The organism is Bacillus paramycoides, from assembly GCF_038971285.1.
In the GTDB taxonomy this organism is placed as follows: Bacteria; Bacillota; Bacilli; order Bacillales; family Bacillaceae_G; genus Bacillus_A.
Map to the genome: position 1 here is coordinate 5,026,797 of NZ_CP152427.1, position 25,895 is coordinate 5,052,691.

The following is a 25,895-nucleotide window of genomic DNA, read 5'->3' on the forward strand; positions in this document are numbered from 1 at the left end:
CGGTGATATGTAGTAGAGAGCCTCCTCTCTACTACACTACTAACTTACTCATAACGTAATGCTTCAATTGGATCTAATTTCGCCGCTTTGTTTGCTGGAATTAATCCGAAAATAATACCAAGTGTCATAGAGAACAGTACGCCTCCAACGACAACTTCCCATGAAACGAGTGGTGGCCATTTCGCAAATGTGGAAACGATATAGGCCCCGCCATATCCAAGACCAATCCCAATTAAACCACCTAGAAGTGTTAACATAACTGCCTCAATTAAAAACTGTAATAAAATTTTACTACGTGTTGCTCCAAGTGCTTTACGTATTCCAATTTCGCGCGTACGTTCTGTTACAGATACGAGCATAATGTTCATAACACCAATACCACCAACGACTAATGAAATACCAGCGATACCGCCGATAATCATTGTCATGATGTTAGTTACTTTAGAAACATTTTCTTGGAATTCTTTTAAGTTCACCAGTTCATATTTACCTGGAATTTCACTTGGCTTACGACTATTTAATACATCAACAGCTTGTTTCCCAGCCTTTTCTAAATCATCTACATTTTTAGCTTGAATTGCGATATTTTGAATATCATCTGTTCCGAATAAAACAGGCCATAACGTAAGGGGGATTAACCCTTCTTCCATTTCAAATCCCATAAACTCATTATCAGATGTATACACACCAACAATTTGCATTGGCTGCCCCTTCATCTCAATAATTTGTCCAACTGGGTTTACGTCCTTAAATAACGTTTCTTCTGTTTTTGTACTAATCATCATAACATTATTTGCATGAGTAATATCTGATTCACTTAAAGTACGTCCCTTTACGACCTTTACTTTATTAACTGCAAAATATTCATTATCAAGACCAATAACATTCAGATTTGCCTTTTTATCATTTACATCAAGTATCTCCATCCCTTGATTTGTTGTAATAACATGGGATACATCCTTCACTTGTTTTACTTCCATAATATCTTCTTCCGTTAACTTCGGTATTTCATGCCCGCCCATATTAAACTCATCATTAATATCTGCTTTAAATTGAATTGGCATTAGGTTATTACCACCAGAACCTGCGAATTTCGACTTCAGCATCGCTTCCCCGCCTTGCCCAATTGCAACGACAGTAATAATAGAACCTACCCCGATAATAATACCGAGCATCGTAAGAGCTGAACGCAGTTTATGAGCTAAAATAGAAGATAGGGCAATTTTTATACTATCTAGTAAACTCATACCGCACACCTTCTATCTTCTGTAATTTTCCCATCTCGCAATACAATGCGGCGGGAAGAATACGCTGCTACTTCCTCTTCATGTGTAACCATAACAATCGTTGTACCTTCTGCATTAAGCTTCGTGAAAATATCCATAACTTGCTCACCAGACTTCGTATCAAGCGCACCAGTCGGCTCATCGGCCATAATGAACGTTGGATTATTCGCAATCGCCCTTGCAATTGCTACACGCTGCTTCTGTCCACCTGATAATTCATTCGGTAAATGATGCACGCGATCCGCTAATCCAACTTTACCTAGCGCCTCTAAAGCACGCTTACGACGCTCTGCCTTCTTTATGCCACCATAAACGAGCGGAAGCTCAACATTTTCCACTGCTGAAAGACGCGGCAGCAAATTAAAGTGCTGAAACACAAAGCCAATATATTTATTACGAATTAAAGCAAGCTTTGACTCATCTGCTGTTAAGATATTCACATCATTCAGCATATATTCGCCTTCTGTTGGACGATCTAAACAACCGATAATATTCATAAGCGTTGATTTACCAGAACCAGACGGTCCCATAATTGAAACGAATTCACCGCCCTGAATCGTTAAACTAATACCGTGCAAAATCGGCACTGCCAATTTTCCTTGATAATACGTTTTAGCAATATGATTTAACGTAATCATTTCTCTTTCACTTCCATTCCGTCATACACATCGTCGGAAGGATTTTTAACCACCTTTTGCCCCACTGTTACGCCTTCTACAACCTCTGTCCAGTCTCCATCAGTAGAACCTTTTTTCACATTTTGTTTACGAAGCTTTCCTTTATCCTCAACATAAACAAATGCATCATCGTCTTTTTCTACAATACTCTTAGTCGGAACAGCAATCATCTTCTTATTCTCTAAATTTACTTGCAGAGAAACGTGATAACCTGGAGATAAACCATCTTGACTATCAAGGCTTGCCTTATATGTATATTGGGACATGTTTTGAGTCGCTTCACCCATACCACCAGCTTGCGCCATCTCTGCACTCGTTGGGAATTCACTTACCTCTGTAATCTTACCTGTCCACTTTTTCTTATTATTTGCTTTCGCAGTTACAGTGAATGTTTGATCCTTTTGAATTTGTGACTTTTGAAGCTCAGTTAACGTCCCTTGAATTTGGAACGGATCTTTAGAAGCTACTTGTAAAAATGCTTTCCCTTGACCACCTAACGCTTGAGATGAACTTTGCGCCGCATCCTTATCTAACTGTTGAACGACACCAGCAAAATTACTATAAATCGTAAGTTCTTTCTGCTTTTTACTTAACTCTTCTTTTTGTAACTTCCCTTTTTCTTTCTCAAGATCAGTTGTCTTTTGAGCTATCTCCAGCTCACTTACTTGCTCTTCCATCGGATCTGTTACTTCTTTCCCAGCTCCGCTATCTTTCGCTTTCTTAATTTCTTTCTTCAGCGAATCAATCTTCTTCTTCCCTTGATCATAACGCATATCAGCCATCTTCTGATCAAGCTCAGCTTGCTTCATTTGCAAATTAATCTCTTCATTATCATAAGAGAATAACTTCGCGCCTTTCTCTACCTCTTGTCCTTCTTTCACTTCAATATCTTTCACTTTTCCTTTAGTTGGATCCGCATAGAAACTTTCAATATTCCCAGGCTTCACCTGACCAGAAATCAGCTTCGTATTATTAAGCTTTCGCTCCGTTACCTTCTCAAAGCTTACAGCGTCAGCCGTTGTTGCTGCGCCTTTCTTCTTACCTTGCATTACGAAAATATTAATTGCTGCTACAATAACAATTAGTGCAATAACCCCGATAATAATCCACTTCTTCTTCTTGTTTGGAGTACGAACCGTATTTGGTACCATATTCTCTCTCCTTTTATAACTTAATAGTTTAATATAAAAATTGTATAAAACTTTCTGAAAACAAAATGCATATTATTACATTCTTTTTACAAAGTTTTACACATCCATTTATATTGTAACAAAAATTCCAATGATTAGAAATATGACATATTGTCTTTTAAGATAGATTTAAGGAAAGATTATAGTAATATAAGAAAACCTATCCTTTATTAATAAACTCCTCACAAAGATAAATTATTAAAGTCATTTTCCTAATTGCACCACTGTCATTTTTGTCATATATATTTGACATTTCATTTATTCAATTATAAAATGTCACATATACATGACATTCCGGTACACAAGGTCTACAACTATTAATAGGAGGTTTATATTTGAATAACGTTAAACAATATCGAAAATCTGAAGGTCTATCGCAGCTAGAATTAGCTAAAAGAGTTAACGTGGCGAGACAGACAATAAACTTAATTGAAAACAATAAATATAATCCCTCTTTAGCCTTATGTATCGAATTAGCAAAAGCACTAAAAACAGATTTAAACAGTCTATTTTGGGAGGGAGATTAAATGATGAAAATTGAATGGAAAGAAAGAGTTTATAATAGTTTTGTCGGAACAATGAGTGAGCGCGATGAATATCAAAAACAAGAAATCAATAAAGAATTATCTGTGGCTGGAATTGGTTTATGGTGGCTAAATATGTTGGTCATGCTTATTATGTTACTTGTTGATACTATGAACCACACAATATCTATAGGAACTATATTAGTTTTTCTATCTAATATGATTTACGCTAATTATTTAGCCTTTAAATTCAAGAAAAAGGGTTTAAGTGATACTGAATGTGCAACAAAAGAAGAATATTTACAACACAAGAAAAAATTAAGAAAAGCTGGCTTAAAAGCAGGTGTACTTTGGGGCTTTCAAATGTTTGTTTTTATGAATTATATCCTTCCTTACGTAGGTTCAGAAGAAATATCCATTTCTTTATTTAAGGTTATAATTTTCATCTGTGGCGGCGGATTTTTCGGTCTAACTATGTATATATTCGGTTTATGGAACCTAAAAAAATTATATTAAATAACAAAACTCATTACTTCTTAAATAAATCATTTACAAATTAAAACGCAATTTTACAAACTATTTTTCCCATATAAAAATATAAAAGCTATCCAAAATAATAATTGGATAGCTTTTCGAACAAAATATTAAGCTGCTTTAGGAGCTTTTCTCTCATGTCCACGTTGAACGATGAACAAGAAGATTGTTGATAAAATAGCACCTGTTAATAGTAAGATGAAGCAACCGTCCCAGCCAGAACGATCAACAATAACACCGATTGCTGCGTTTGCTACAAGACTTCCGCCTACGTAACCGAACAGACCACACATACCAACTGTTGTACCTACTGCAAATTTCGGTACTAATTCCATCGCACTTAAACCGATTAAGAACTGTGGTACGTAAATTAAACAACCAATAATAGAAACAGCAATACTTACAACAAGTATGCTAGTTGCTTGCCAATATACAAACGTACCAATAACAACTCCGACCATACTAATGATACATAATGGCATACGTTTTCCTTTAAATAGTTTATCACTTAAAAAACCAACGATTAATGAACTTGGAATTGCCATACCTTCAAAGATTGCGTACGCCGCGTGTGCTTCATTTTTTGAGAACCCTTTAACTGTCGTTAAATAAAGTGGAACCCAGTTAATAACACCGAAGCGAATTAAATAAACAAATGCATTCGCAATACATAAGAACCATACAAATTTATTTTTCACTACATACTTCATTAAAATTTCTTTTGGTGACATCTTGTTAGCATTATCTGCTTTTTCAAGATTTTCATAGTCATTACGATACTCATCAATTGGAGGAAGACCTTCTGATTCTGGTGTATCCTTCGCATTAATCCAAACAAGAACTGCAATTACCATTGCGATAATAGCTGGGAAAATAAACACGCCGCCTTGCCAGTGGTTTTCACCGAAAATACCTACACCAATTCCGACAAGTGGTGGTACAAGCATTCCGCCAACGTTATGTGAAATATTCCAAAGACCTGTTTTCGTACCACGTTCTTTCTTCGAGAACCATTTCGTCATAACGATACTACAAGGGGGTGCCCCCATACCTTGTACAATACCATTTAAGACAAGTAATGTAACAATCATTCCAAATGACGATGCAAAACCGAAACAAATATTTACAAGCCCTGATAAGAATAAACCGACTGCGATAAAGCGCTGGGCGAAAGCTTTATCTGATAAATTCCCCATAAAGAACTTACTAAATCCATAAACAATTGCCATTACTGAACCTAGTAGACCAATTTCAGCTGTGCTAAATCCAAATTCTTCTACTAAATACGTACTTGATAACGTAAAGTTACTACGAACTAAATAATAAGCAGCATATCCAACTGAAATCCCGATTAACACACGAATGCGTAGTAATCGATATACACGGTCGATCATATCCGCTGGCAATCTTTCAATTGCAGGTGCTGGCTTGAGCCATTTAAACATATTCTTTCGTCTCCTTTTCTCACTTCTGAGAGAGACGCTGTCCATTCCATATCTCGATTATTCCGCTATTTGATATATTTTGATTTGTTCTTCTAACTGGCTGTCCTTCTATTTCTTTCTCATTCTTTGCAAACATTGTTGGTACGCCAAACGAAACTTTTTCTAAAATGTGACCCGCTTCTTCCGATAAACAATAATCAATAAATAAATCCGCAATAATACCATTCGGTGCACGTTTTAATTTCGAAATCGCATTAACAGATAACCCTGTTTGCTCAGGTACAATACTTACAATTGGAAAGCCTTGTTTTTGAAGCATTCTCTGGTCTCCCATGAAATTGATGCCTATCATATACTCACCACTCGCAACAAGCTCTACTGGTATGTAACCATTCACCGTTACTTCACCAACTTGTCCTGCGAGTTTCTTAACATATTCCTTCGCTTCCTCTTCACCTACAGTATCAATAAGTGATTGAAAAAACGTATATGCTGTTCCTGATACATTTGGATCTGGCATCACAATCTTTCCCTTATACACTGGATTTAATAAATCTTGCCACCTTGATGGATAAGGAAGTCCAAGCGGTGCTATTTCTTCATTCCACCGCTCTTTATTGATCGCAATTGCTAGCTTCTCCACTTCATAACCGTACCAATAACCGTCTTTATCTTTAACAGTTTTTGAAATACGGTTCGCATGCTGACTCGTAACAGGAATAGATAGATTTTTTTGTTTCATCATTTGATGCGCATCTACCGTACCGCCAATAATAATATCCGCTTTCGGATTTCCAGCTTCCTCTTCTACCCTCCGAAGAAGCTCCTCTGTCGAAAGACGAATAAACTCATACGTACAGCCGCGTGGCTTACAAAATGACGAAAGCAAAGCTTCACCAACTTCCTCGCGAGCTGCTACATACGCAACAAGATGACGATCATCCAAAATAGGGAGACCACTTTTATTATATTTAATAGAGGTTGTATCTCGAGAGCAACTAGACATCGCTCCTCCAATTACTAGCAAAAAGAAGAAAAAGGCTATCTTTCTCATGACACATTCTCCTTTACAAATACATTTGCGAGGGAGCTTTTCATATACATGACATTCCCATTGTTATCACCGAGATATTGCACAACAAAATACGATGGATATACAGAAATAGTAAGAACGTCTTCTCGCTCATTCTTTATACGCTTCCCTGTTTTATAAGCGGTAATATAAGCAATCGGTTCATTCTGTGATTGTAATAATTTCTGTATTTCTCCGTAATCTGTAATTTGCTTTGCGTACCGAATCGAATCAAGTATGTGCGTAAGATTCATCGTACGTTCTACATCACCTTGACGTACTATGACATCCTGTGCTGATGCAAAAAAGTCATGAATACGTTCTGGCGTGTAATACAGGCTTAACAAATACGTTTGAAATGCTGAAATCATTGGATCCGTACCATTCTTTCCGTACATATCAGCCCCGTACTGGAACAAGTCACCTACTGCAAAAGTACGTTTCTGTCCATTCAAGTACGTTACTTCTCCAGTAAATACTTGTTCTTGACTCTTAGATTCTCTTGGTTCTATTTGAATTCGGTCAAAGAATGAAACAATCGTATGCAAACGAACTTCATCCGTTATAACAATTTCTCCCCACTTTTCATGCCTAACCTTCATTTCGGTAGGCAGGGATTCATTCACTCTTTGTAAAACAGTTTGTTTGTCATCCACGATTGTGATTCGATTGTATATTTGCTTCTCCATCACATAAAACAAAATAAGAGAAAAGATTATACAAAGAACAAACATAAGAATTTGAAATGATAGCCTTTTCATTTCTGCCTACCTCCAAGATAAAAAAACGTTGTTTCGAAAATACCGCATAATTGTTTCATAAATGTATCATTTAACCGCTTTCAAGTGTTTTATGTCTTCCATCCGTCTCGGAAGCAAGAATGTAATAAATATTGTAGTACCAACCTCTTCACTACTCTCAATTCGCATACTTCCGCCCTGCTTATTCATAATCTCCTGACAAATATACAAACCGTAACCATTCCCGTAACTAGAAGGAAGTACCTTCCCTTCTGGTGATTCATTCCACTCTGCAAGCACACCTTCATCTATACCAATGCCATCATCATGAACAAAAACCTTCGCTTCACGTTCATTTACGATTACATTCATCCGAATTTGCGTAGCATCGCTATATTTTATCGCATTATCCAGCACGTTTAAGAAGATCTGTTTCGTCTTATCGAAATCCGCAACAACGTGTACATCTGTTAACTCATTGATCACTTCAATCTCAAATTTCTGCAGGCGAGGTTTCACAATTGAAACTGCTTCTTCAGCTAATTCCTTTATATTCACAACTGTAGGTGACACTTCAAACGTACTCGTCCCATACTTTGAGGACTTAAGTAATTCCTCTACAAGTGATAATAAACGCTCACTTTCTACAGCTACATAACGCAGGCTCTCCTGTACATCTTCCTTCGCCTTTAACTTCGGAATTAAATCCACATAGCCAATAATCGCCGTTAGCGGTGTTTTCAGCTCATGTGTAATGCGGTCTAAAAAATCTTTCTGCTTCTCTTTCTCCTCCTTCAATTGCTTAATATGCAGTTCAATTCCATCAGCCATCGCATTAAAAGACGCTGAAAGCTGAGCAATTTCCACATATTCATTTAGCTCAATCTTACTTTTATAATCACCATTCGCAAGCCGGTGCGCCATTTGCCTTAACTGATCAATCGGCTTATGAAGAGACTTTGCCAAACGAATTGCAAAGAAAATACCCGCAGCTACTAGACAAAGAGACGTCATTAAGAACGTCCAACCGACATTTGTTAAAACTTCCTTCTCACCTGTTAACTCATTTATAAAACGAACACTTCCAATGACATCGTTTCCATAATACACCGGGCTTGAAAATAAAAGAATTGGAGCTGGGTCTCCCTCTTCAAAAACATAAGATTTCTTCCCCTTCAAAGAACTCTCAATATCAATATTCCGGTGAAGAAGTGCTCCCTTTTGCGTATCCGCAACAACATCTCCATTCTTCCCAATCATCTGTACACGGACATCCATACGCTTCGCTAAATACGAAGCAATTAAAAGTGAATTCGGACCGAGCGTCTCGATCTCTGCTTCCTTCTCTAAATAATTCATTGTATAAATTTGTGCTTCTACACTTAACTTTTCCAAAGAATTTGCTGCGTTATGATACATATTCTTTTCTAACGTAATATAAACAACTGCATACAAAAGAACAAAAATCGGGATTAACAGTCCAACTATCCCAAACACCATATTTCGTTTTAAAGACATACCATCACCACTTAACAATCCAGTTTATAGCCGACGCCATAAATTGTCTTAATATATTCTCCGCTATTCCCTAACTTCTTCCGCAGTCTTTGCACCATAATATCAACCGCTCTCGTATTTCCGATATACTCAAACCCCCATACTTTCTCAAGTAACTCATCTCGCATAAATACACGCTGCGGATTTGAAACAAACAACTGACATAAATTAAACTCTCGGTACGTTAGCTGAATTTCTTTCCCACTAATATGCACCTTTCTTTCCTTAGGACAAATCGTTATCTCTCCCGCCCCGATTACTTCATGACTTACCGTTACCTCTTTCTTCTTCACGCGCCGCGTCATATTCTTAACTCGAAGAATAAGTTCCGCATAATTAAATGGCTTCGTCACATAATCATCTGCCCCAAGCTGCAACCCAAGCAATTTATCATTCATCTGACTCTTCGCAGTTAACATGAGTACTGGAATATCTCGATCCTTCTCACGGAACAAACGAAGCAGCTCATACCCATCTGTATCTGGAAGCATAACATCCAAAATTAGTACATCCGGCCCTTCATTCCATTTCTCTAAAGCTTCTCTTCCATCAGCCGCCGTAAGTACTTCATATCCTTCCATCTCAAGCTGCATCCGAATCAAATTACGAATACTCGATTCATCATCAACTACAAGTATTTTCATCATTTTCCTCCTTCCACCCCGTATTATAAGTACATTTTAGTATAGCAAAAATCTTATAAAAAAAGAGGGGGTATTGTCGAACATATGTTGAACGACAATACCCTCTCTTTCACTTATTATATCTATTTATCATACCCATTAGGTTTCTTCTGATGCCAATTCCAAGCATGCTCAATGATTGTCTTCACATTTACATACTGAGGATCCCATCCTAACTTCTCTTTCGCTTTCTGAGAAGAAGCAACTAAACGTGCTGGATCTCCCGCACGGCGCGGTGCTACCTCAGCTGAGATTTCATGATTCGTAACTTCACGAACTGCATCAACGATTTCTTTTACACTGAAACCATTACCATTTCCTAAGTTATAGAAATCACTTTCTCCGCCGTTCTGCAAGTCTTTAAGCCCTAAGAAATGAGCCGCTACTAAATCTTCAACATGAATATAATCACGGATACAAGTACCATCTGGTGTATTATAGTCATCACCAAACATCATAATCTTCTCACGTTGACCTAGAGCCACTTGCAGTACAAGAGGAATTAAATGCGTCTCTGGACGGTGATCTTCCCCAATAATACCATTTGGAGTTGCACCAGCCACGTTAAAGTATCTGAAAATCTTATAACGTAAATTAGAAGCTTGACTATACCAATGAAGCATCTTCTCGATTGCTAACTTCGTCTCTCCATACGTATTCGTTGGATTTGTCATCGTTTCCTCAGTAATAAGGTCTACATCTACCTCACCATACGTTGCCGCAGTAGAGGAGAAAATAAACTTATCTACCTTAAACTCATCCATTACCTCTAATAAACAAAGTGCGCCATACACATTGTTATTATAATATTGAAGAGGTTTCTCCATACTAACTCCAACTAAAGAATCAGCTGCGAAATGCATAACCGCCTCAATATTTTCTTGTGTAAAAACATCTCTTAAAAATGCCTTATCACGAAGGTCGCCATTATAAAACTTCGCACCTTCTGTAATTGCATCCTCATGACCAGTTTGTAAATTATCTACTACTACAACAGATAAACCTTCGTCTACTAATTTTTTCACAGCGTGAGAACCGATGTAGCCGGCTCCACCGCAGATTAGGATTGAATTCATTGTTTTTTCCTCCTAACTATTTTCAGATCTCTTAATTATAAAAAGAAAAGGTATACGGGAACTCGTACACCTTTTATCTCTCCTTCATTACTTAGCTACAAAATAATCAGTTACGTATTGCGCCCAAACTTCATGCCCCTTATCACTTGGGAAACCAAATTCTTCTTTTAAATATGGTAGGATAGCCTTTGTTGTTGCATCAGGCCATGCTCCCCAATGATCTACATATGTATAACCATTTTGCGTCGCAAATTGCTTTAACGCCTCAATTGCCTTCGGATAATTCTTCGCACCGTACACTGGGTTTGATGGTTGAATCATAATTGTAGCACCCTTTGCACTAGTAGAAAGTGCTTGCACAAACTTCTGTGTACTTGCAACAGAGTTTCCATTACCAGTTTTACCGTTATCGGTAATAAATGGTGGTTCAAATAAAATCACATCTGGATTCTCTTTCGCAATCTCTTTATCACGTTTATTCGTAATTAATTCGTCTGTACTTTCACCCTTATATTCCTTTACAGTCACATTCCATAAGCCTTTACCGTAAGCAGTTTCTAAATTAGCTGTTAACTTAGCTGCCCAAGCACCTTTTTCAGATGAAGAAGCTTCATCGCCAACAATAACAAGTTTTACTGACTTTTTATCTTCAGCAGCTTTCTTTAGCTTCTCTTTCAATTCATTTGGTAAATTCTTCGCATATGCTTCATTAAAAGATGATTTCGCATCTTGTTTTTTCTCTGATTTCTTTGCTCCACTATCTTTCACTTCAGCTTTTGTTTTCGTTACTTCACTCGTCTGCCCTGTTGCATTCGCAATTTTCTTATTCCAGTATAATTTACCGCTCACAATCGAAGCGACAAACAATACAAAAATAACTAGGACAAGTACCGCTTTCTTATTCATCTATTCACCTCATCTATTATTCTCACAACATATAATACTAATATAAATTCACGCAAAAATAAACCCAACTCCTACCAAAGGAGTTGGGTTATTACATATTACTTAGTCACTTCAAGATGCGCTCTTAATTTATTCGTAATATCTTGTTTTGCTGCATCCGGAACATAGTAGTACCAAATACCATCAGCGGCTTTATGGCCGTCACCTGGGATTTGGATTTCTTCACTGTTCTCCATGCAATCTTTATAGTTCTTTTGAATATCAAACATTTGATCTTGTGTTAAACTTGTTTTAACGTTTTTCTCAATTGCTTTTAATACATCACCGTAACTTGCTAGAGAAGAAACACTTGCGCCTTTTTTAATTACCGCTTGGATAACTTGACGTTGGCGCATTTGACGGCCGAAGTCACCACGTGGGTCTTCGTAGCGCATACGGGAATATCTTAATGCTTCCGTACCATTAAGATGTATATTTCCTTTAGCAAATTGTGATCCTTCATATTTAAATTCTAAATCATTATTAACATCTACTCCACCAACTGCATCAACAACATCTTTAAAGCCAGCCATATTCACCTCAATATAATGATCAACTGGTATATCAAGGAAATTCTCTACCGTTTTTACAGACATATCAATTCCACCAAAAGCATACGCATGATTAATCTTATCCTTCTTACCTTTACCTATAATTTCTGTATAAGAATCACGTGGGATACTAGTAATTTTCATAGACTTTTTTTGTGGATTTAACGTAAATAACATCATTGAATCTGAACGTCCTGTCTCATTCGCTCTTTGATCCACGCCCATTAACAAAATAGATATTGGTTTATTATCAGCGACATCTACTTTCTTATCACGTTTTTCAGACTTGTCACGATCTAATGGCTTATGTACTGCATCTAATGTATTTGATACATTAGAATAAACATAGTATGCATATGCTCCCCCTGCAATCACTAGAAAACCTATTATACCTAAAACCCAAAATAAAATTTTCTTTTTCATAATTTATACCTTCTTTAATTTTTATTTATAACTAATTATGCATTGTCGCTATTCACATATTACAACAAATACATTTACAAATAAAAGCTTTTTTATTTCTTATGATTGTAATGAAAGTTCACTTTTTATTTGAGTAGTTGATATATCTTCAGTTCTTGGCAAATAAACCACTTCGCAATATTCTTTTAAAAAATCAAATTTCCCTTCCCAATCATCACCCATAACAAATACATCAATTTCATACTTTATGATATCTTCAATCTTTTGTTCCCAAGTATTTTCCGATATTACTAAGTCCACATACCTAATGCTTTCCAGTAGCATTTTTCTCTCTTCAAATTTAAAATAAGATTCTTTTCCTTTTAATGCATTAAATTCATCTGTTGATAATCCAACTATTAAATAATCACCTAGATCTTTTGCTCGCCTTACTAAATTTATATGACCATAATGTAGTAAATCAAATGTTCCATAAGTTAAAATTCGCTTCATATTTTAAAATACACTCCTAAAATCTACTTATTTACTTTTTAAGATTATCCTTTTTAAATCCCGAGAAATCATATTAGGTAAAACCAAAATAATTATTATATATACCATGCCAATGACTAAAGATTTAATCGTCATATTTATAAAATCATTTACAAACATTTTTGGGATGAAATATACGAAAATAAAAGTTATCAACGCAGCTAGAAAATAAGTATATACTCCTTGAAACATAAACTTTAAATCTAGATATTTTCGAATTAGATATATCCTAAAAAAGCACACCATAAATTCAACAAATACTATAACAAATGTTGCACCTAATGCACCATATCGCGGTATAAATATTATATTAAGTATCAGGCTAATTATTGCACCTAGTACTAATGGTAATACGTATTGTTTATCCTTTTCAAAAGCGAGTGCATATTGATTTGCAAAGACACCACCTATTGGAATAAAAATGATAATGAAACTTACCCAGAACATTAAAGGTGACATAGGAATAAAGCTTTCTCCAAAGAACCAAGGAACAAATTCATAAGAATTAAGCATTACGATATTACAGAATAATAGCGCTAGCACTATCGTATAATCTAAAGACTTTTTCAAGTATTTATGAAGAACTTCATTTTGATTATTAACAACCATATTAGCGAGTCTAGGTAATAACACCATACTTAGCGAAGTAATGACCGCCAAAATAATTCTAGATATTTTTTGCGATTGATCATAATAGGATAATTCGACAGGCCCAGCTATCATTCCTAAGATTGTTTTATCAAATGTAATATATACTTGAATAGCTAGTTGTGGAATTAATAGTAGTAAGGCAGCCCTAAAGTTATCCTTTAGGTACTGTATATTAAATGAGAATTTAGTTACATATTTAGATAACCCCATCCAAAATACTACATTTCCTAGCCAAGCCCCTAAGGACATTATAAGCATATACTTCCACAAGTCATTTTCATCACGAATTAAAATAAAAATTAATATAATTGATACAGATTTAATTAGCATATTTCTTAAAACTACTTGTTTAATTCTTTCAATACCAATATAAAACCATGAAATATCAAAAATAACCCCAAAAAGAAATGGCAGTTGCAATAAAAAATACATTCTATATTCTTTATTTACATTTGTAATATAGAATATATATAACCCTATAACTACAATCCCTGCTAAAAATTGAATTAACCATAATCCCCAAAATGTTTCATTTACTTTATTTTGAGAATCTCTATTTTTTGCTATACTTCTAATACCCAGTTGACCAATTCCTAAAAAAGCCAATACACTTAAAATTTGGACAACTGAAAAAGTATAACTGTTTATTCCTAATGCCTTTACCCCTAAGACCCTAGAGAGAAATGGCATAGTAAGAATTGGAGTTATTATAATAAACAATTGATATAAAGCATTATATAAAAAATCACGTAATACTTTTTTCATATTATAATTTCAGCTAATTTACTTATAATTATTTTAATTTAAATAATTACTATATATATATTTAGCTACCCTTTCTGAATACTTAAAATCAGTATATTCATGAACTATCTTTTTTATATTTTCCCTCTCAGTTTTATAATATTTTTCATCAGTAAGCAACTTCTCTAATTCACAGATAAAATGATTGTATACGTTCACCTTTGGACCAGGTGTCCAAAATTCAAATGGATTTAATAGGAATCCCCTATTATTACGATATTGATCTAAATCTGTATTCAAAAATAATATCGGTTTATCTAATAAAAGATAATCAAAATATACACTTGAATAATCTGTTATTAACAAATCTGTTTCAGATAGTATTTGGTATATATCTAAATTATATTTTGCTAAAAATTCCGATGTACATAACTTGATATTAGAAAATCCCTCCAATGCTTTTTTATAATACACCTCCTCTTTAGGGTGTAATTTCACAATAACTGTAATTCTGTTTTTTACTAAATAAGCATTAAATTCATCAATATTCATATCACCTAAACCGAATATATTATATTCCCTGTTTAAATCCGATTCTTCCCTGATATATCCTTTTCTGAATGTCGGCATAAATACCATTAATTTATCATTTTCACTAACAGAAAAGTACTTCAATATGATGTCTCTCGTTTCTCCTCCACTCAAATTTAAAAGATCATTTCGTGGAAATCCAGTGATAACATATTTATTATTTATTCCTATACAGGCATTTAATAACGTAGTGTACGTTTCTGAACTAGAGATTACTCGATCTAATGTATCGATTTTCTTTTTATTCATGGTAGTTTCATTTTCTAATAATCCCATTTTTTTTAAGGGTATTCCATGCCATAATTCAATGAATTTTTGTTTCTTTTTCATTTTTTTTATAGGGCCATGCGATGTGATGACAATAGCCCCCGTCCCTAAATGCATAGCATTTCCTATCGGTTTTTCCAGTATTTTTTGAAAGTTTATATATATTAAATCTAGATCATTATATTCTTTAGTCATAAAATCATATAGCACCTTCACATTGGAACCTGAACCTGGTGCATAATCTATAAAAATTAATTTTTTGGGGTTCATTCTTAAAAAACAGAAAATAATTCTAGCAATTAAAAATGTAATTCTATTCCTCATATTTCCTCTCCTAGATTACTATTTTTCAGTGTAACAGCAATAAAAACTTCTTCCTCATTTATCTTTTCACGATATTCAAAAGAAAATTAGTCGTTCTTTCTCCCAGGACCCTAAACATAAATAATCTAATGTTCTTTTTAAATCTTTTATCCTTAGTAATCCACGACCCATTAAAATGATGAATACAATAAGTATTTTTAGTTACTCTTAAGATCCCCGTTTTATATTCTTTAGGACAAAAGTACTCTTTAGGGTAAATATGCATCCCATTATTTAACACTTGATAATTTCCATTAGGCTCAAATCCTTGATCAGAGCAAATTTCAGTGATAATTTCTACATTCGTAGTTGTATCAAGATCTCCGTTTTCTAAATAAAAACTTCTATTATCATAGTATTTCAAAAACATATTAATTGCCTGACTATTTTTCATAGCCCCTATAATCCCTGTTGGGATAGTAATATCATCTTCAAACCCACTAAAGCTGTCATGCTCTAAAAATACATCAAACCCCTTTAAAACCTCCACATCTGTATCAAGATAAATACCACCATAATTATACAGTGCCCATAGCCGTACATAATCAGAAACAAATGCCCATTTTTTCTCCTCATAAGCTTCTTTTACAAATTGATTGCAATTAATATCAAAATTCTCCTCATTCCATTCTATAAATTCATAATCTGTTAAATGTTTTCCCCAAGACTCTATGCATTTTTCTATAAATTCCGATTTCTTATTTTTTCCAAACCAACAGTAATGAATTACCTTAGGAATTTTATTCATTTCACTATGCTCCATTCTATAAAATAATTTAATAATTTGTTTTCTTATTTAAAAATAGACATAATGAATCTAAATTCATTATGTCTATTTTTAATATATGAACTTACAAAAACACTACCATAACCTGATTTCATAGGGAAGTGGCGTACTATATCCCAATATTAGGTTGGCAAAATAATAAATTAGTGCAAAAACAATAAATACAATCTTTGCTTTTTGGTTTTTTTGTATAAATAACGCAAAAATAATGATCTCTGTAATACTAATATAGAAAAGTAAACGTCTAAATATTAGCATTGGATACAAAGGGAATGTTAATATTAAGCTTATATAGTATATACCGAATATAGCTTCATGCTTCTTTAAATGAATAAATTTCTCTTTATTACTTACTAACCATATGCTTAATAACAATTTAACAATTAATAGCACTGCCATTTTCCATGATAATGAGTATTCTAAATATTGACTTGAAGCCCATTCTGTATAATAAGCATATTGATTACCAAAAACTTTAGATATTATTTTAATAATTAATTCGTCAAATCTAACAAACATCAAAGAAAAAGAAATAACTAATAAGGTAACTCTTTTAGTATTTGTATTAATATATCTCGTTACTAAATTATGCAAAAAATAAATTGGATAGAAAAATATCGCACTCTTATGAAACATAATTGTTACAATAAACATTAAATTATATTTGATGAACTTTTTATTGATTATATTATTTATATTAATTAAAAACAGACCCATTGCTATAAATTGCCTTATTGTATTTAAAGAGGTATTAAAATAATATAAACTAATATAAAAGAATACAGCCATGTAATATACTTCTCTTGTGTCGCTGTAACGCTTTATTGCCTTATAAATTAAATACTGTATAAGAAATGCTATAACTAAGAAAAAGATTTGGACTGGTATGCCTAAAAATTTCATGAAGTCCATTATATATACTAGCCCAGGTTCCGAAAACCAAACTCTTCCCTCAGTATACATTCTTTCATAAGAATAATAATCTGTCCCTACTCCATATCTAAATCCGGCTAATAAAAGAACATACGTACTGGCCAACCAATAGAATACTTGAGCATATTTCCCCTTCAATAAGGTTAATAACGATAGTATTAGCATAAAAATATATGCAAACATTTTATGAACTCCTTAAACGTCTAAATAAAACTTCATACAAACCTATCTTTAATAAAACAGCACCTACCCTATGCTTAAAAGGTAATAGGTTGTAAGAATCCGAAAGACTATTCAGTTGTCTTTTTTTCTCTTTTATAGATTTCTTATTTTCTAATGAGTAGTTTATTAAGTATATCCACAATCTTGCTTCAACCACTCCACAAAATTTCTCGTAGGAACTTTCTTTAAAAAATGTTTTTAATACATTCATTGTATTTATTATAGATTCATCAATAATCGGATTATAACTTCGAGTTATCGATCCTTCCCTCTGGACATAATAATACAAAGCTTCATTTACTACTTCTATACTATTACAAAAATATAAATATCTCGGCATAAAACCTACATCTTCAAAAAAAGCACGATTTTCAAAATATAGTCCATTTTCTTTAATTATTTCTGTTCTATATAACTTGTTCCAAGCTACAACAAAAGGCTCATCATGTTTACAAAGAAAATTCTCTAGGACATCACCATTCAATAGATCTTTGTTAAAATAATATTCTTTCTCACGTAGTTTACTTGCATCCTCATCTAACCAGACTTTTTTAAATCCACAAACTACCAGGTCAATATTACCCGGAATGATTTTTTTATATAAATTCTCATACATAGATTTATCTAAATAATCATCACCATCTACAAATGCTATAAACTCTCCACTAGCATGATCAATCCCCGTATTTCTTGCAGCACTTAAACCACCATTTTCTTGAGAAATTATTCTTACACGTTTATCATACTTTGTAAACTCATTAGCAATATTTACTGTATTATCACGTGAACCATCATCTATGACTAATATTTCAATTTCTTTAATACTCTGTCCAACAAGACTTTCCAAACACTTTTCAATATAATTCTCAACATTATACGCTGCTACTACTATGCTAATTTTAGGCTTCCCCATAGTTTACCTCCTTCCATTGATTATATAATTCAATAAATTCTTTATTATATTTGGAATCATTGGACCAAGGCCCCATTAAAATATGATTTTCATATAAAGAGTAATCCACCTGAAAAATATTTGCACTATCTTTAAAAGAATTTAAACTTGCAAATTTTATTTCCGTTTCAGTATAGATATTCCCTAAGTATTTTACCACTTGACTAGCTGTGTGCCCCGTGTCTACTGAATCATCTACAACCAAAATTTTATTTATATTCTTCATCTCTTGTTTATTCATATCAAAATAAATTTCTCTATCTACATTTTGATTATGAACTCCAGATTGAATTTCTTTACGTCTTAAATATTCTTTAAGGGATTTAGGAATAATTTTTATTACAGGTTTTATAAATTCCTTTAACTTATTTCCCTTACGTACTGCTTGAATTTCTAATAACGGCACCCTTAAGTACTCACTTATTGTTTGTCCTATTAAAAATGACCCCTTAGCTATAAATATAACTACATCTGGCCGGAAATCCTGTTCAATTTTAGTTGCTAATTTTTTGCTTTCTATTTCCAAGTTTCTTATTGATAATTCTACACAATTCACTGTATTTACCTCTTTTTATTAATTTAAAAACCCTAGCAAACTTGGTTATATGATGGGCCACCTGTAGGCATTCTTTTTGAACATATTTTGCCCTTTTTAAATTTTCTTTGAATTTCTGTGGATCACCATTAAACTCTTCCATAACGTTGTAATTTCTACCTAATTCTATAAATGTATGCGCATCACTACCTATAGCCTTAGTTGTATTATATCTGTTCGCAATTTCTAATTGAATTTCTGAAAAATACCTCTTTATATTTCTACCATTGTGAACTTCAATGATATCAATTAAATCTAGGTTTTTTTGAATCTCTTCTTCCACCAAAACTGTTTTATATCTTTTTTCATCATACGGATGAGGAATATATACTATTCCTCCTTGTTTTTTTATCTCTAACATTGTATCCCTTGGGGATTTTCCCGGGCTTATCTTTTCATTTATAAATAATCCTATTATTTCACCCTTACTAGAAAATATTTCTTCTCCAATAATTACCCTAATGGAATGTTTCTCAAGAAAAGGTTTGAATTTTAACGCACCCTCAATTTCATCATGATCCGTAATCGCTACCACATTTATTCTTCTTAATTTTAACATGAGCAAATAGAACCACTTGCCTAAAGTACTATCATGCGAATGGCAAGTATGGGTGTGTAATTCGACATTTATTCCCATATACTTCTCCTACTTTCTAAACAACTCAAAAAATTTAATATGCCCCTTTGCCCAATACAACATCCTTGACAGTTAATAACAAAATCTTAATATCCAACCATAATGATGCATTATAAGTATAATATAACTCTAAATCTACCCTCTCTGGATATCCTACATCACTTCTCCCACTTACTTGCCAATAACCTGTAAGACCTGGCTTTACAGATAAAAACTCATCTTTTCTTTCTCCATACTCTACCAACTCTTCTTGTACCACCGGTCTTGGGCCAACAAGGCTCATATCACCTTTTAAAACATTTAAAAATTGTGGAAGTTCGTCTAAGCTAGTCTTTCTTAAAAATTGGCCTACTTTTGTTATGCGTGGATCTTCGCTCGGTTCTAATTTATAATTATTATCTATATATTTTTTATATAATACTTCATTACTTCTTAATTTCTCTTCCGCATTTACAATCATTGATCTGAATTTGTAAATGTAGAATTCTTTTCCATTCTTCCCCATACGAATCTGTTTAAAAAAGACAGGACCTTTATTATCCCCTGTCATATATAAAATTGAGATTAAAAGAAAAATTGGAGAAAAGATTATCAATCCAACTATTGCTCCACTTAGGTCCATTACTCTTTTTAAACATAAATATATACCACTAGGTTTCCTTATTTCCAACGTACTTTGTTCTAATGACTCACTTACTATTTCACGATTACCCAAATATATCACCTTTCCTTTATACAGTTACCTTTTCTCTTTTTATAACTTCATTCATGTAATTTATTAATTCTTCATTTAAATTTTCATGCTGAAGTGCCATCTCAATGGTTGTCTTAATAAAACCAAACTTCTCCCCAACATCATAACGAGTTCCTTCAAAATCATAAGCAAATACACGTTGAATTTCATTTAAACGTTGAATTGCATCTGTCAACTGAATCTCTCCACCAGCACCCGTTTGTTGATTCTCAAGGAATGTAAAAATTTCTGGCGTTAATACGTAACGACCCATAATTGCTAAATTGGATGGTGCTGTACCTTCTTCTGGTTTTTCAACAAATTGACGTACTTGATAACGACGATCGTTTTGTTCAACTGGATCGATAATACCGTAGCGATGTGTTTCATTTTCAGGTACTGTTTGCACACCAATAACTGACGACTGTGTACCTTCATATTGATCCATTAATTGGCGTAAACATGGTGTATTCGCTTGGACAATATCATCACCAAGTAATACCGCAAATGGCTCATTTCCAATAAACTTGCGTGCACACCACACTGCATGACCAAGCCCTTTTGGTTCTTTTTGTCTTATGTAATGAATATTAATTCTTGAAGAAGCTTGTACCTTTTCAAGCATTTCATACTTTCCTTTTTCTAAAAGGTTTTGTTCTAGTTCGAATGAATGATCAAAATGATCTTCAATCGCGCGCTTTCCTTTTCCAGTAACAATAATAATATCTTCAATTCCTGATTCTATTGCTTCTTCTATTATGTATTGAATTGTTGGTTTATCAACAATAGGTAACATTTCTTTCGGCATCGCTTTCGTCGCTGGTAAAAATCTCGTCCCAAGACCAGCTGCTGGAATAATTGCTTTTCTTACTTTTTTCAATTTTAGTCCCCCTACATCCTTTTATTCATATGTAACAATAACAAAAACCCTACCTATAAAGTCATGCTTATAACTCCATAGGTAGAGTTTCTATTACAAATAAATTATGGGCATCTAACCCATCCTCACGCCATACTCCCGACGACAAGCGTCTAAGGTAGGTTCGAAATAAAAATTTCTACCCACAGCACGACCGAGTGCCTCCGTTGATAACGGTTAGGAGACATCACCTGTTCTTTATTTAAAAGATGCCAAACAACTTTTTACGACGAATTTGTTCTGGATCTTCTTTATAAATTGCTTTCCCGCTAATCATTAAATACGGATTCTCTCTTAAATCATTCATAACACTTGCACCAAATTCTTTCTCTATTAGTTCATAGCTTTCTGCTAAATGAAATCCTCTTGATGTTGTATTATGTGCATCTGATGCGACCATATGGGTTAAATTATGTTCTACAAGTTGTAGTGAGAATTTTTTAATCTTTTTTCCAAATTCCCCCAAGATACTCCCTGCCGTCACTTGTGTTAATGCACCTTTATTGACGAGATTATATAACTTATCTGGCCGCTCGATTAACTCGGCATTACGTTCCGGATGAACGATAATTGGAATCATTCCTTTTACACGTATTTCATAAAATAGTTGTTCTGCATAACGAGGTACATGATTAGATGGAAATTCAATGAATATGTATTTGTTTGTTTCATTTAAAGTAACGATTTTACCCGCTTCATAGTCTTCTAATATGTCACCATATAACCTGACCTCTTGCCCCGGTAAAATGGTAAGTGGAATATTATGTTGTTGCAGTTCATCATTTAGCTGTTTTACTTGATGAATAATTGAGGTACGCTCATTTATATATTTTCCATTTTGATGGTGTGGTGTTGCGACAATTGTATGAATACCTTCCTCTATTGCCTTTTGTGCCATCACTAAACTATCTGTTACTGTCTGTGCACCGTCATCGATACCAGGTAAAATGTGACAATGTAAATCTATCATTTGTTTCATCCTCCCTCTCTCATATAAATCTTTTTTCCCTTGAATATGAGAAATCTCATATTCAAGGGAAAAAAGGAGATATGTTCTTCCATATCTCACTCTTTTAATTAATTTGCACCGTAGTAATAATATAAGCCCTGTTCACGTTCACGATCATTCAGGACAACGCCTAGCAGTTTACCTTTTGCTGATTCTAACAAACCTTTTGCTTTTACTGCTGTTTCTTTCTCTGTCGATTCACTACGAACAACAAGAATAGAAGCATCACATACATTCGCCATAATTTGTGCGTCAGTTACAGCTAAAATTGGCGGTAAATCAAAAATGACTAAATCGTACATACTGTATGCTTGTGCAAGAAGCTCTTGCATCGATTTTGATCCTAATAATTCTGCTGGATTTGGCGGAATTGGACCGCAAGCTAAAAAGTGTAAATTATCAACTGATGTTGTTTGTACACACTTTTCTAAACGCTCACTATGCGTTAACACATTTGTTAATCCAACAATGTTATCGACTTGGAACATTTGATGCATCGCTGGTTTACGCATATCTGCATCAATTAATAATACTTTCTTTCCTTGCTGAGCGAAGACTACCGCCATATTCGCTGTTGTTGTAGTTTTACCTTCACTTGGGTTTGCAGACGTAACCATTAATGAATGTAAATTCGTATCAACAGCTGCAAATTCGATATTCGTTCGAATATTACGATACTGTTCTGAAATTGGTGATTTCGGTTGTTGATGAGCAATTAATTGACGACGTTGACGGTGATTTTTTTTCTTTTTAAATAAATTAAGAGCCAATTGTTTGTCCCCTCACTTTTCTTGATGATGGAGCGTGCGATTTCACGTTCATTGTTTCTTCATCCATACGAGCTACAATACCTAACACTGGTAAACCAAGTAAGTTTTCTACATCTTCTTCTTTTTTCACTGTGTTATCTAAGTATTCTAGTAAGAAGGCAAGACCAACTGCAGCCATTAAGCCAACAACGAAGGCAATTGCTACATTTAACATTGGACGTGGTTTAATCGGAGATTGATTTTCTGCAACTTCTGCTTTAGAGAGCACTGTTACGTTATCCACGTTCATAATTTTTGCAACTTCACCTTTAAATACATCCGCAGTAGCATTTGCGATATCACGAGCTAATTTTGGATCTTTATCCTCAGCTGTTACAGAAATGACTTGTGAATCTTTTTCATTTGCAACATTAACCTTTCCTGTTAACGCTTGCGGTGTCATATTTAAATTTAATTTTTCATTCACTTGATCTAAGATTACTGGACTTTTAATAATAACCTTATATGTATTCGTTAATTGAATATTCGTTTGAACCTCTCCAGCTTGAAACATTGCACCCTCTTGTTTCTTCTGGTTAACAAGAATTTGCGTAGAAGATTGATAGATTGGTGTCATAAAGAAGAAGCTAATGATAGCACTTACAATAGCTGCACCAAAGGCGATTACGAGGATCATTGCTAAACGTTTTTTTAAAATATGAAATAACTCTTTCAAACTAATTGTTTCTTCCATAAGTTCCTCCAACTTTCTAAAATTTGCACATAAGAAAAATTATAACATATAATCTTACATTTTTTTATTTTAGTAATATGTATGTACGATTGTTATTTAAAAACATATATAATCTTACAAAATAATCTTAAATATGACAACACATTCCATCAATTTGCCAAAAATTCCATTATATCATTTTTTTTGTATAATGCGATAATGAATTTTAAAACAATTCAAAAAAGCTAGTAAAAAATTACCAGCTTTAAAAATTACTATTCCATACATTATTTTCTAATAATATCCATATTGCTCTTGTTCTTCTTTTTTATCATTTAATATAACACCAAGTAGCTTTCCTGATGCTTTATCTAATATTTGTTTTGCCTTTATTAGTTTATCTTTTTCTGTTTTTTCACTGCGCGCTACTAATACAACTCCATCACATTTATTTGCTAGTATTTGCGCATCTGTAACGGCCAATACAGGTGGTGTATCAATCAGAACGATGTCAAACACCTTATATGCCTCTAGAAGCAACTCGTCCATTTTACGATATCCTAGTAGCTCCGCTGGATTTGGTGGAATTGGACCTGCTGACATAACATATACATTCTCTATGTCTGTTTTTTGAATACATTGCACAAACGATGCTTGTCCTGATAATAGATTCGTTAATCCATTTGGATTGTGTGCAGCGAATAAATTTTGCAATGTAGGTTTACGTAAGTCAGCTCCAATTAACAATACTTTTTTTCCTTGCTGTCCAAAAACAACTGCTAGATTAGAAATGGTCGTTGTTTTCCCATCACCTGGATCTGCTGAAGTGACAATGATAGAACGAATATGGTTATCTACAGATGTAAATTCAATATTTGTACGGATATTACGGTATTGTTCCGCAATGCGTGATTTAGGCTCTTTATTTGTAATTAATTGTCTTAATGGCTTTCTTTTCTTTCTCCCGAACATGTTATAGTCTCCTTTTTCAGAATACGTCATTTTCCCCTTTTTCTCTTTTATGCTCGATATGCTACGCCAATTTTTCATTTACTTCTACCGTTAAATTTCTCCATTACTTTCCTCTACAATTTATCTTAACGAATCAGAATAACCTTTGTCCTACCTTACACCTTCTATAATGTGACAACGACTTCTCTATTTTTATCGCGCTATCATTTATCTTAATTCCAAGATATTTATAGCGTCATTATATACGAACTTCCATTCATTTACAATAAGAATTCTGATTACTCTGCATTTTAATATTTCGAACAAAAAATACATGAATTAAAAAAATTCTTCTGCCTATTGCAGAAGAATTTTTTTAATTCACATCTATTCTTTTTTATCACCAATCGCAAATGTAATTTCCGCTTCACATGCAACTTCACCATCTACTGTTGCAATTGCTTTTCCTTTTCCGATTGGACCACGTACACGTGTCATTTCTACTTCTAGACGAAGTTGATCACCTGGACGTACTTGTTTTTTGAAACGACAATTGTCGATACCAGCGAAGAAAGCAAGTCTTCCGCGGTTTTCTTCTTTCTTTAATACAGCAACAGCACCAACTTGTGCCAATGCTTCTACAATAAGTACACCGGGCATAACTGCATAGTCAGGGAAGTGCCCGTTAAAGAATTCTTCGTTTGCGGATACATTTTTAATTCCAACTGCTCTTTTTCCTTCATCTACTTCTAATATTTTATCAACAAGTAGAAATGGATAGCGGTGAGGAATGATTTCTTTAATTTGTTCTATATTTAGCATGTA

The 25,895-nt window shown here is 33.8% G+C and carries 28 protein-coding genes; 2 read left to right on the top strand and 26 right to left on the bottom strand.

Going from position 1 to position 25,895, the window contains the following annotated elements; translation table 11 throughout:
* Nucleotides 1-44: 44 nt before the first annotated feature.
* From AAG068_RS26190 to AAG068_RS26200, 3 genes are read right to left on the bottom strand one after another with little or no spacing between them, the layout of a single operon-like run.
* The gene (locus AAG068_RS26190) at nt 45-1,247 is read right to left on the bottom strand and encodes an ABC transporter permease (RefSeq protein WP_342716383.1); all 1,203 of its coding nucleotides are present in this window, start codon (nt 1,245-1,247) and stop codon (nt 45-47) included.
* Entirely contained in the window at nt 1,244-1,924 is a 681-nt protein-coding gene (locus AAG068_RS26195) for an ABC transporter ATP-binding protein (protein WP_342716384.1), read from the bottom strand. The genes AAG068_RS26190 and AAG068_RS26195 overlap by 4 nt, the downstream gene beginning before the upstream one ends.
* Nucleotides 1,921-3,114, bottom strand: a complete 1,194-nt coding sequence (locus tag AAG068_RS26200) for an efflux RND transporter periplasmic adaptor subunit (protein ID WP_342716385.1) — start codon at nt 3,112-3,114, stop codon at nt 1,921-1,923. The genes AAG068_RS26195 and AAG068_RS26200 overlap by 4 nt, the downstream gene beginning before the upstream one ends.
* 374 nt (nt 3,115-3,488) lie before the next feature.
* Between AAG068_RS26200 and AAG068_RS26205 the strand changes: the two genes are divergently transcribed.
* Both AAG068_RS26205 and AAG068_RS26210 read left to right on the top strand, forming a co-directional pair.
* Entirely contained in the window at nt 3,489-3,680 is a 192-nt protein-coding gene (locus AAG068_RS26205) for a helix-turn-helix transcriptional regulator (RefSeq protein WP_048560328.1), read from the top strand.
* Complete coding sequence (locus AAG068_RS26210; protein WP_342716386.1) at nt 3,681-4,193, top strand: DUF3278 domain-containing protein; 513 nt, start codon at nt 3,681-3,683, stop codon at nt 4,191-4,193. It abuts the gene before it with no gap.
* Between the two features lie 128 nt (nt 4,194-4,321).
* Here AAG068_RS26210 and AAG068_RS26215 read toward each other — a convergent pair whose 3' ends face one another.
* The 23 genes from AAG068_RS26215 to fabZ form a co-directional block, all read right to left on the bottom strand.
* Nucleotides 4,322-5,656 (bottom strand): MFS transporter, encoded by a 1,335-nt coding sequence (locus AAG068_RS26215; RefSeq protein WP_342716387.1) that lies wholly within the window; start codon nt 5,654-5,656, stop codon nt 4,322-4,324.
* A 19-nt stretch (nt 5,657-5,675) separates the two neighbouring features.
* The gene (locus tag AAG068_RS26220; protein WP_342716388.1) at nt 5,676-6,710 is read right to left on the bottom strand and encodes an ABC transporter substrate-binding protein; all 1,035 of its coding nucleotides are present in this window, start codon (nt 6,708-6,710) and stop codon (nt 5,676-5,678) included.
* Nucleotides 6,707-7,489, bottom strand: a complete 783-nt coding sequence (locus AAG068_RS26225) for a DUF3919 family protein (RefSeq protein ID WP_342716389.1) — start codon at nt 7,487-7,489, stop codon at nt 6,707-6,709. Before AAG068_RS26225 ends, AAG068_RS26220 begins: the two co-directional genes overlap by 4 nt.
* 66 nt (nt 7,490-7,555) lie before the next feature.
* Nucleotides 7,556-8,986: a HAMP domain-containing sensor histidine kinase gene (locus AAG068_RS26230; protein ID WP_342716390.1), complete on the bottom strand. Its 1,431-nt coding sequence runs from the start codon at nt 8,984-8,986 to the stop codon at nt 7,556-7,558.
* A gap of 11 nt (nt 8,987-8,997) precedes the next feature.
* On the bottom strand, nt 8,998-9,669 hold the full coding sequence (locus tag AAG068_RS26235; protein WP_342716391.1) for a response regulator transcription factor: 672 nt from the start codon (nt 9,667-9,669) through the stop codon (nt 8,998-9,000).
* Nucleotides 9,670-9,791: 122 nt separating this feature from the next.
* Complete coding sequence (galE, locus tag AAG068_RS26240) at nt 9,792-10,784, bottom strand: UDP-glucose 4-epimerase GalE (RefSeq protein WP_342716392.1); 993 nt, start codon at nt 10,782-10,784, stop codon at nt 9,792-9,794.
* 87 nt (nt 10,785-10,871) lie between these two features.
* Nucleotides 10,872-11,690, bottom strand: a complete 819-nt coding sequence (locus tag AAG068_RS26245) for an SGNH/GDSL hydrolase family protein (RefSeq protein ID WP_342716393.1) — start codon at nt 11,688-11,690, stop codon at nt 10,872-10,874.
* Between the two features lie 98 nt (nt 11,691-11,788).
* Nucleotides 11,789-12,703: a LytR family transcriptional regulator gene (locus tag AAG068_RS26250; protein WP_342716394.1), complete on the bottom strand. Its 915-nt coding sequence runs from the start codon at nt 12,701-12,703 to the stop codon at nt 11,789-11,791.
* A 99-nt stretch (nt 12,704-12,802) separates the two neighbouring features.
* Nucleotides 12,803-13,195 (bottom strand): glycerol-3-phosphate cytidylyltransferase, encoded by a 393-nt coding sequence (tagD, locus tag AAG068_RS26255; protein ID WP_000821945.1) that lies wholly within the window; start codon nt 13,193-13,195, stop codon nt 12,803-12,805.
* 27 nt (nt 13,196-13,222) lie between these two features.
* Nucleotides 13,223-14,650 carry an oligosaccharide flippase family protein gene (locus AAG068_RS26260; protein ID WP_342716395.1) on the bottom strand — a complete coding sequence of 476 codons (1,428 nt, stop codon included), beginning with the start codon at nt 14,648-14,650 and terminating at the stop codon, nt 13,223-13,225.
* Between the two features lie 33 nt (nt 14,651-14,683).
* Complete coding sequence (locus AAG068_RS26265) at nt 14,684-15,811, bottom strand: CDP-glycerol glycerophosphotransferase family protein (RefSeq protein ID WP_342716396.1); 1,128 nt, start codon at nt 15,809-15,811, stop codon at nt 14,684-14,686.
* A 58-nt stretch (nt 15,812-15,869) separates the two neighbouring features.
* Entirely contained in the window at nt 15,870-16,613 is a 744-nt protein-coding gene (locus tag AAG068_RS26270) for a glycosyltransferase family 32 protein (RefSeq protein WP_342716397.1), read from the bottom strand.
* A gap of 99 nt (nt 16,614-16,712) precedes the next feature.
* Complete coding sequence (locus tag AAG068_RS26275) at nt 16,713-17,753, bottom strand: EpsG family protein (protein ID WP_342716398.1); 1,041 nt, start codon at nt 17,751-17,753, stop codon at nt 16,713-16,715.
* 1 nt (nt 17,754) lies between these two features.
* Nucleotides 17,755-18,705 (bottom strand): glycosyltransferase family 2 protein, encoded by a 951-nt coding sequence (locus AAG068_RS26280; protein WP_342716399.1) that lies wholly within the window; start codon nt 18,703-18,705, stop codon nt 17,755-17,757.
* The gene (locus AAG068_RS26285) at nt 18,692-19,300 is read right to left on the bottom strand and encodes a phosphoribosyltransferase (protein WP_342716400.1); all 609 of its coding nucleotides are present in this window, start codon (nt 19,298-19,300) and stop codon (nt 18,692-18,694) included. Before AAG068_RS26285 ends, AAG068_RS26280 begins: the two co-directional genes overlap by 14 nt.
* Nucleotides 19,239-19,976, bottom strand: coding sequence for a PHP domain-containing protein (locus tag AAG068_RS26290; protein ID WP_342716401.1), 738 nt, complete (start codon nt 19,974-19,976; stop codon nt 19,239-19,241). Before AAG068_RS26290 ends, AAG068_RS26285 begins: the two co-directional genes overlap by 62 nt.
* Before the next feature lie 34 nt (nt 19,977-20,010).
* On the bottom strand, nt 20,011-20,646 hold the full coding sequence (locus tag AAG068_RS26295; RefSeq protein WP_428846008.1) for a sugar transferase: 636 nt from the start codon (nt 20,644-20,646) through the stop codon (nt 20,011-20,013).
* 61 nt (nt 20,647-20,707) lie between these two features.
* Nucleotides 20,708-21,589: a UTP--glucose-1-phosphate uridylyltransferase BpsC gene (bpsC, locus tag AAG068_RS26300; protein WP_342716403.1), complete on the bottom strand. Its 882-nt coding sequence runs from the start codon at nt 21,587-21,589 to the stop codon at nt 20,708-20,710.
* 241 nt (nt 21,590-21,830) lie between these two features.
* Nucleotides 21,831-22,598, bottom strand: coding sequence for a tyrosine-protein phosphatase (locus tag AAG068_RS26305; protein WP_342716404.1), 768 nt, complete (start codon nt 22,596-22,598; stop codon nt 21,831-21,833).
* 107 nt (nt 22,599-22,705) lie between these two features.
* Nucleotides 22,706-23,407 carry a CpsD/CapB family tyrosine-protein kinase gene (locus AAG068_RS26310; RefSeq protein ID WP_342716405.1) on the bottom strand — a complete coding sequence of 234 codons (702 nt, stop codon included), beginning with the start codon at nt 23,405-23,407 and terminating at the stop codon, nt 22,706-22,708.
* On the bottom strand, nt 23,397-24,140 hold the full coding sequence (locus AAG068_RS26315) for a YveK family protein (protein WP_342716406.1): 744 nt from the start codon (nt 24,138-24,140) through the stop codon (nt 23,397-23,399). Before AAG068_RS26315 ends, AAG068_RS26310 begins: the two co-directional genes overlap by 11 nt.
* Before the next feature lie 273 nt (nt 24,141-24,413).
* Nucleotides 24,414-25,121 (bottom strand): CpsD/CapB family tyrosine-protein kinase, encoded by a 708-nt coding sequence (locus AAG068_RS26320; protein WP_428846009.1) that lies wholly within the window; start codon nt 25,119-25,121, stop codon nt 24,414-24,416.
* 336 nt (nt 25,122-25,457) lie between these two features.
* Nucleotides 25,458-25,892, bottom strand: a complete 435-nt coding sequence (fabZ, locus tag AAG068_RS26325; protein ID WP_000931959.1) for a 3-hydroxyacyl-ACP dehydratase FabZ — start codon at nt 25,890-25,892, stop codon at nt 25,458-25,460.
* Nucleotides 25,893-25,895 lie beyond the last annotated feature (3 nt).

Excerpts from the sequence above, each read along its gene's own strand:
- AAG068_RS26190 (WP_342716383.1), bottom strand. The coding sequence starts at position 1,247 with ATGAGTTTACTAGATAGTATAAAAATTGCCCTATCTTCTATTTTAGCT.
- AAG068_RS26195 (WP_342716384.1), bottom strand. The coding sequence starts at position 1,924 with ATGATTACGTTAAATCATATTGCTAAAACGTATTATCAAGGAAAATTG.
- AAG068_RS26200 (WP_342716385.1), bottom strand. The coding sequence starts at position 3,114 with ATGGTACCAAATACGGTTCGTACTCCAAACAAGAAGAAGAAGTGGATT.
- AAG068_RS26210 (WP_342716386.1), top strand. The coding sequence starts at position 3,681 with ATGATGAAAATTGAATGGAAAGAAAGAGTTTATAATAGTTTTGTCGGA.
- AAG068_RS26215 (WP_342716387.1), bottom strand. The coding sequence starts at position 5,656 with ATGTTTAAATGGCTCAAGCCAGCACCTGCAATTGAAAGATTGCCAGCG.
- AAG068_RS26220 (WP_342716388.1), bottom strand. The coding sequence starts at position 6,710 with ATGAGAAAGATAGCCTTTTTCTTCTTTTTGCTAGTAATTGGAGGAGCG.
- AAG068_RS26225 (WP_342716389.1), bottom strand. The coding sequence starts at position 7,489 with ATGAAAAGGCTATCATTTCAAATTCTTATGTTTGTTCTTTGTATAATC.
- AAG068_RS26230 (WP_342716390.1), bottom strand. The coding sequence starts at position 8,986 with ATGTCTTTAAAACGAAATATGGTGTTTGGGATAGTTGGACTGTTAATC.
- AAG068_RS26235 (WP_342716391.1), bottom strand. The coding sequence starts at position 9,669 with ATGAAAATACTTGTAGTTGATGATGAATCGAGTATTCGTAATTTGATT.
- galE (WP_342716392.1), bottom strand. The coding sequence starts at position 10,784 with ATGAATTCAATCCTAATCTGCGGTGGAGCCGGCTACATCGGTTCTCAC.
- AAG068_RS26245 (WP_342716393.1), bottom strand. The coding sequence starts at position 11,690 with ATGAATAAGAAAGCGGTACTTGTCCTAGTTATTTTTGTATTGTTTGTC.
- AAG068_RS26250 (WP_342716394.1), bottom strand. The coding sequence starts at position 12,703 with ATGAAAAAGAAAATTTTATTTTGGGTTTTAGGTATAATAGGTTTTCTA.
- tagD (WP_000821945.1), bottom strand. The coding sequence starts at position 13,195 with ATGAAGCGAATTTTAACTTATGGAACATTTGATTTACTACATTATGGT.
- AAG068_RS26260 (WP_342716395.1), bottom strand. The coding sequence starts at position 14,650 with ATGAAAAAAGTATTACGTGATTTTTTATATAATGCTTTATATCAATTG.
- AAG068_RS26265 (WP_342716396.1), bottom strand. The coding sequence starts at position 15,811 with ATGAGGAATAGAATTACATTTTTAATTGCTAGAATTATTTTCTGTTTT.
- AAG068_RS26270 (WP_342716397.1), bottom strand. The coding sequence starts at position 16,613 with ATGGAGCATAGTGAAATGAATAAAATTCCTAAGGTAATTCATTACTGT.
- AAG068_RS26275 (WP_342716398.1), bottom strand. The coding sequence starts at position 17,753 with ATGTTTGCATATATTTTTATGCTAATACTATCGTTATTAACCTTATTG.
- AAG068_RS26280 (WP_342716399.1), bottom strand. The coding sequence starts at position 18,705 with ATGGGGAAGCCTAAAATTAGCATAGTAGTAGCAGCGTATAATGTTGAG.
- AAG068_RS26290 (WP_342716401.1), bottom strand. The coding sequence starts at position 19,976 with ATGGGAATAAATGTCGAATTACACACCCATACTTGCCATTCGCATGAT.
- AAG068_RS26305 (WP_342716404.1), bottom strand. The coding sequence starts at position 22,598 with ATGATAGATTTACATTGTCACATTTTACCTGGTATCGATGACGGTGCA.
- AAG068_RS26315 (WP_342716406.1), bottom strand. The coding sequence starts at position 24,140 with ATGGAAGAAACAATTAGTTTGAAAGAGTTATTTCATATTTTAAAAAAA.
- AAG068_RS26320 (WP_428846009.1), bottom strand. The coding sequence starts at position 25,121 with ATGACGTATTCTGAAAAAGGAGACTATAACATGTTCGGGAGAAAGAAA.
- fabZ (WP_000931959.1), bottom strand. The coding sequence starts at position 25,892 with ATGCTAAATATAGAACAAATTAAAGAAATCATTCCTCACCGCTATCCA.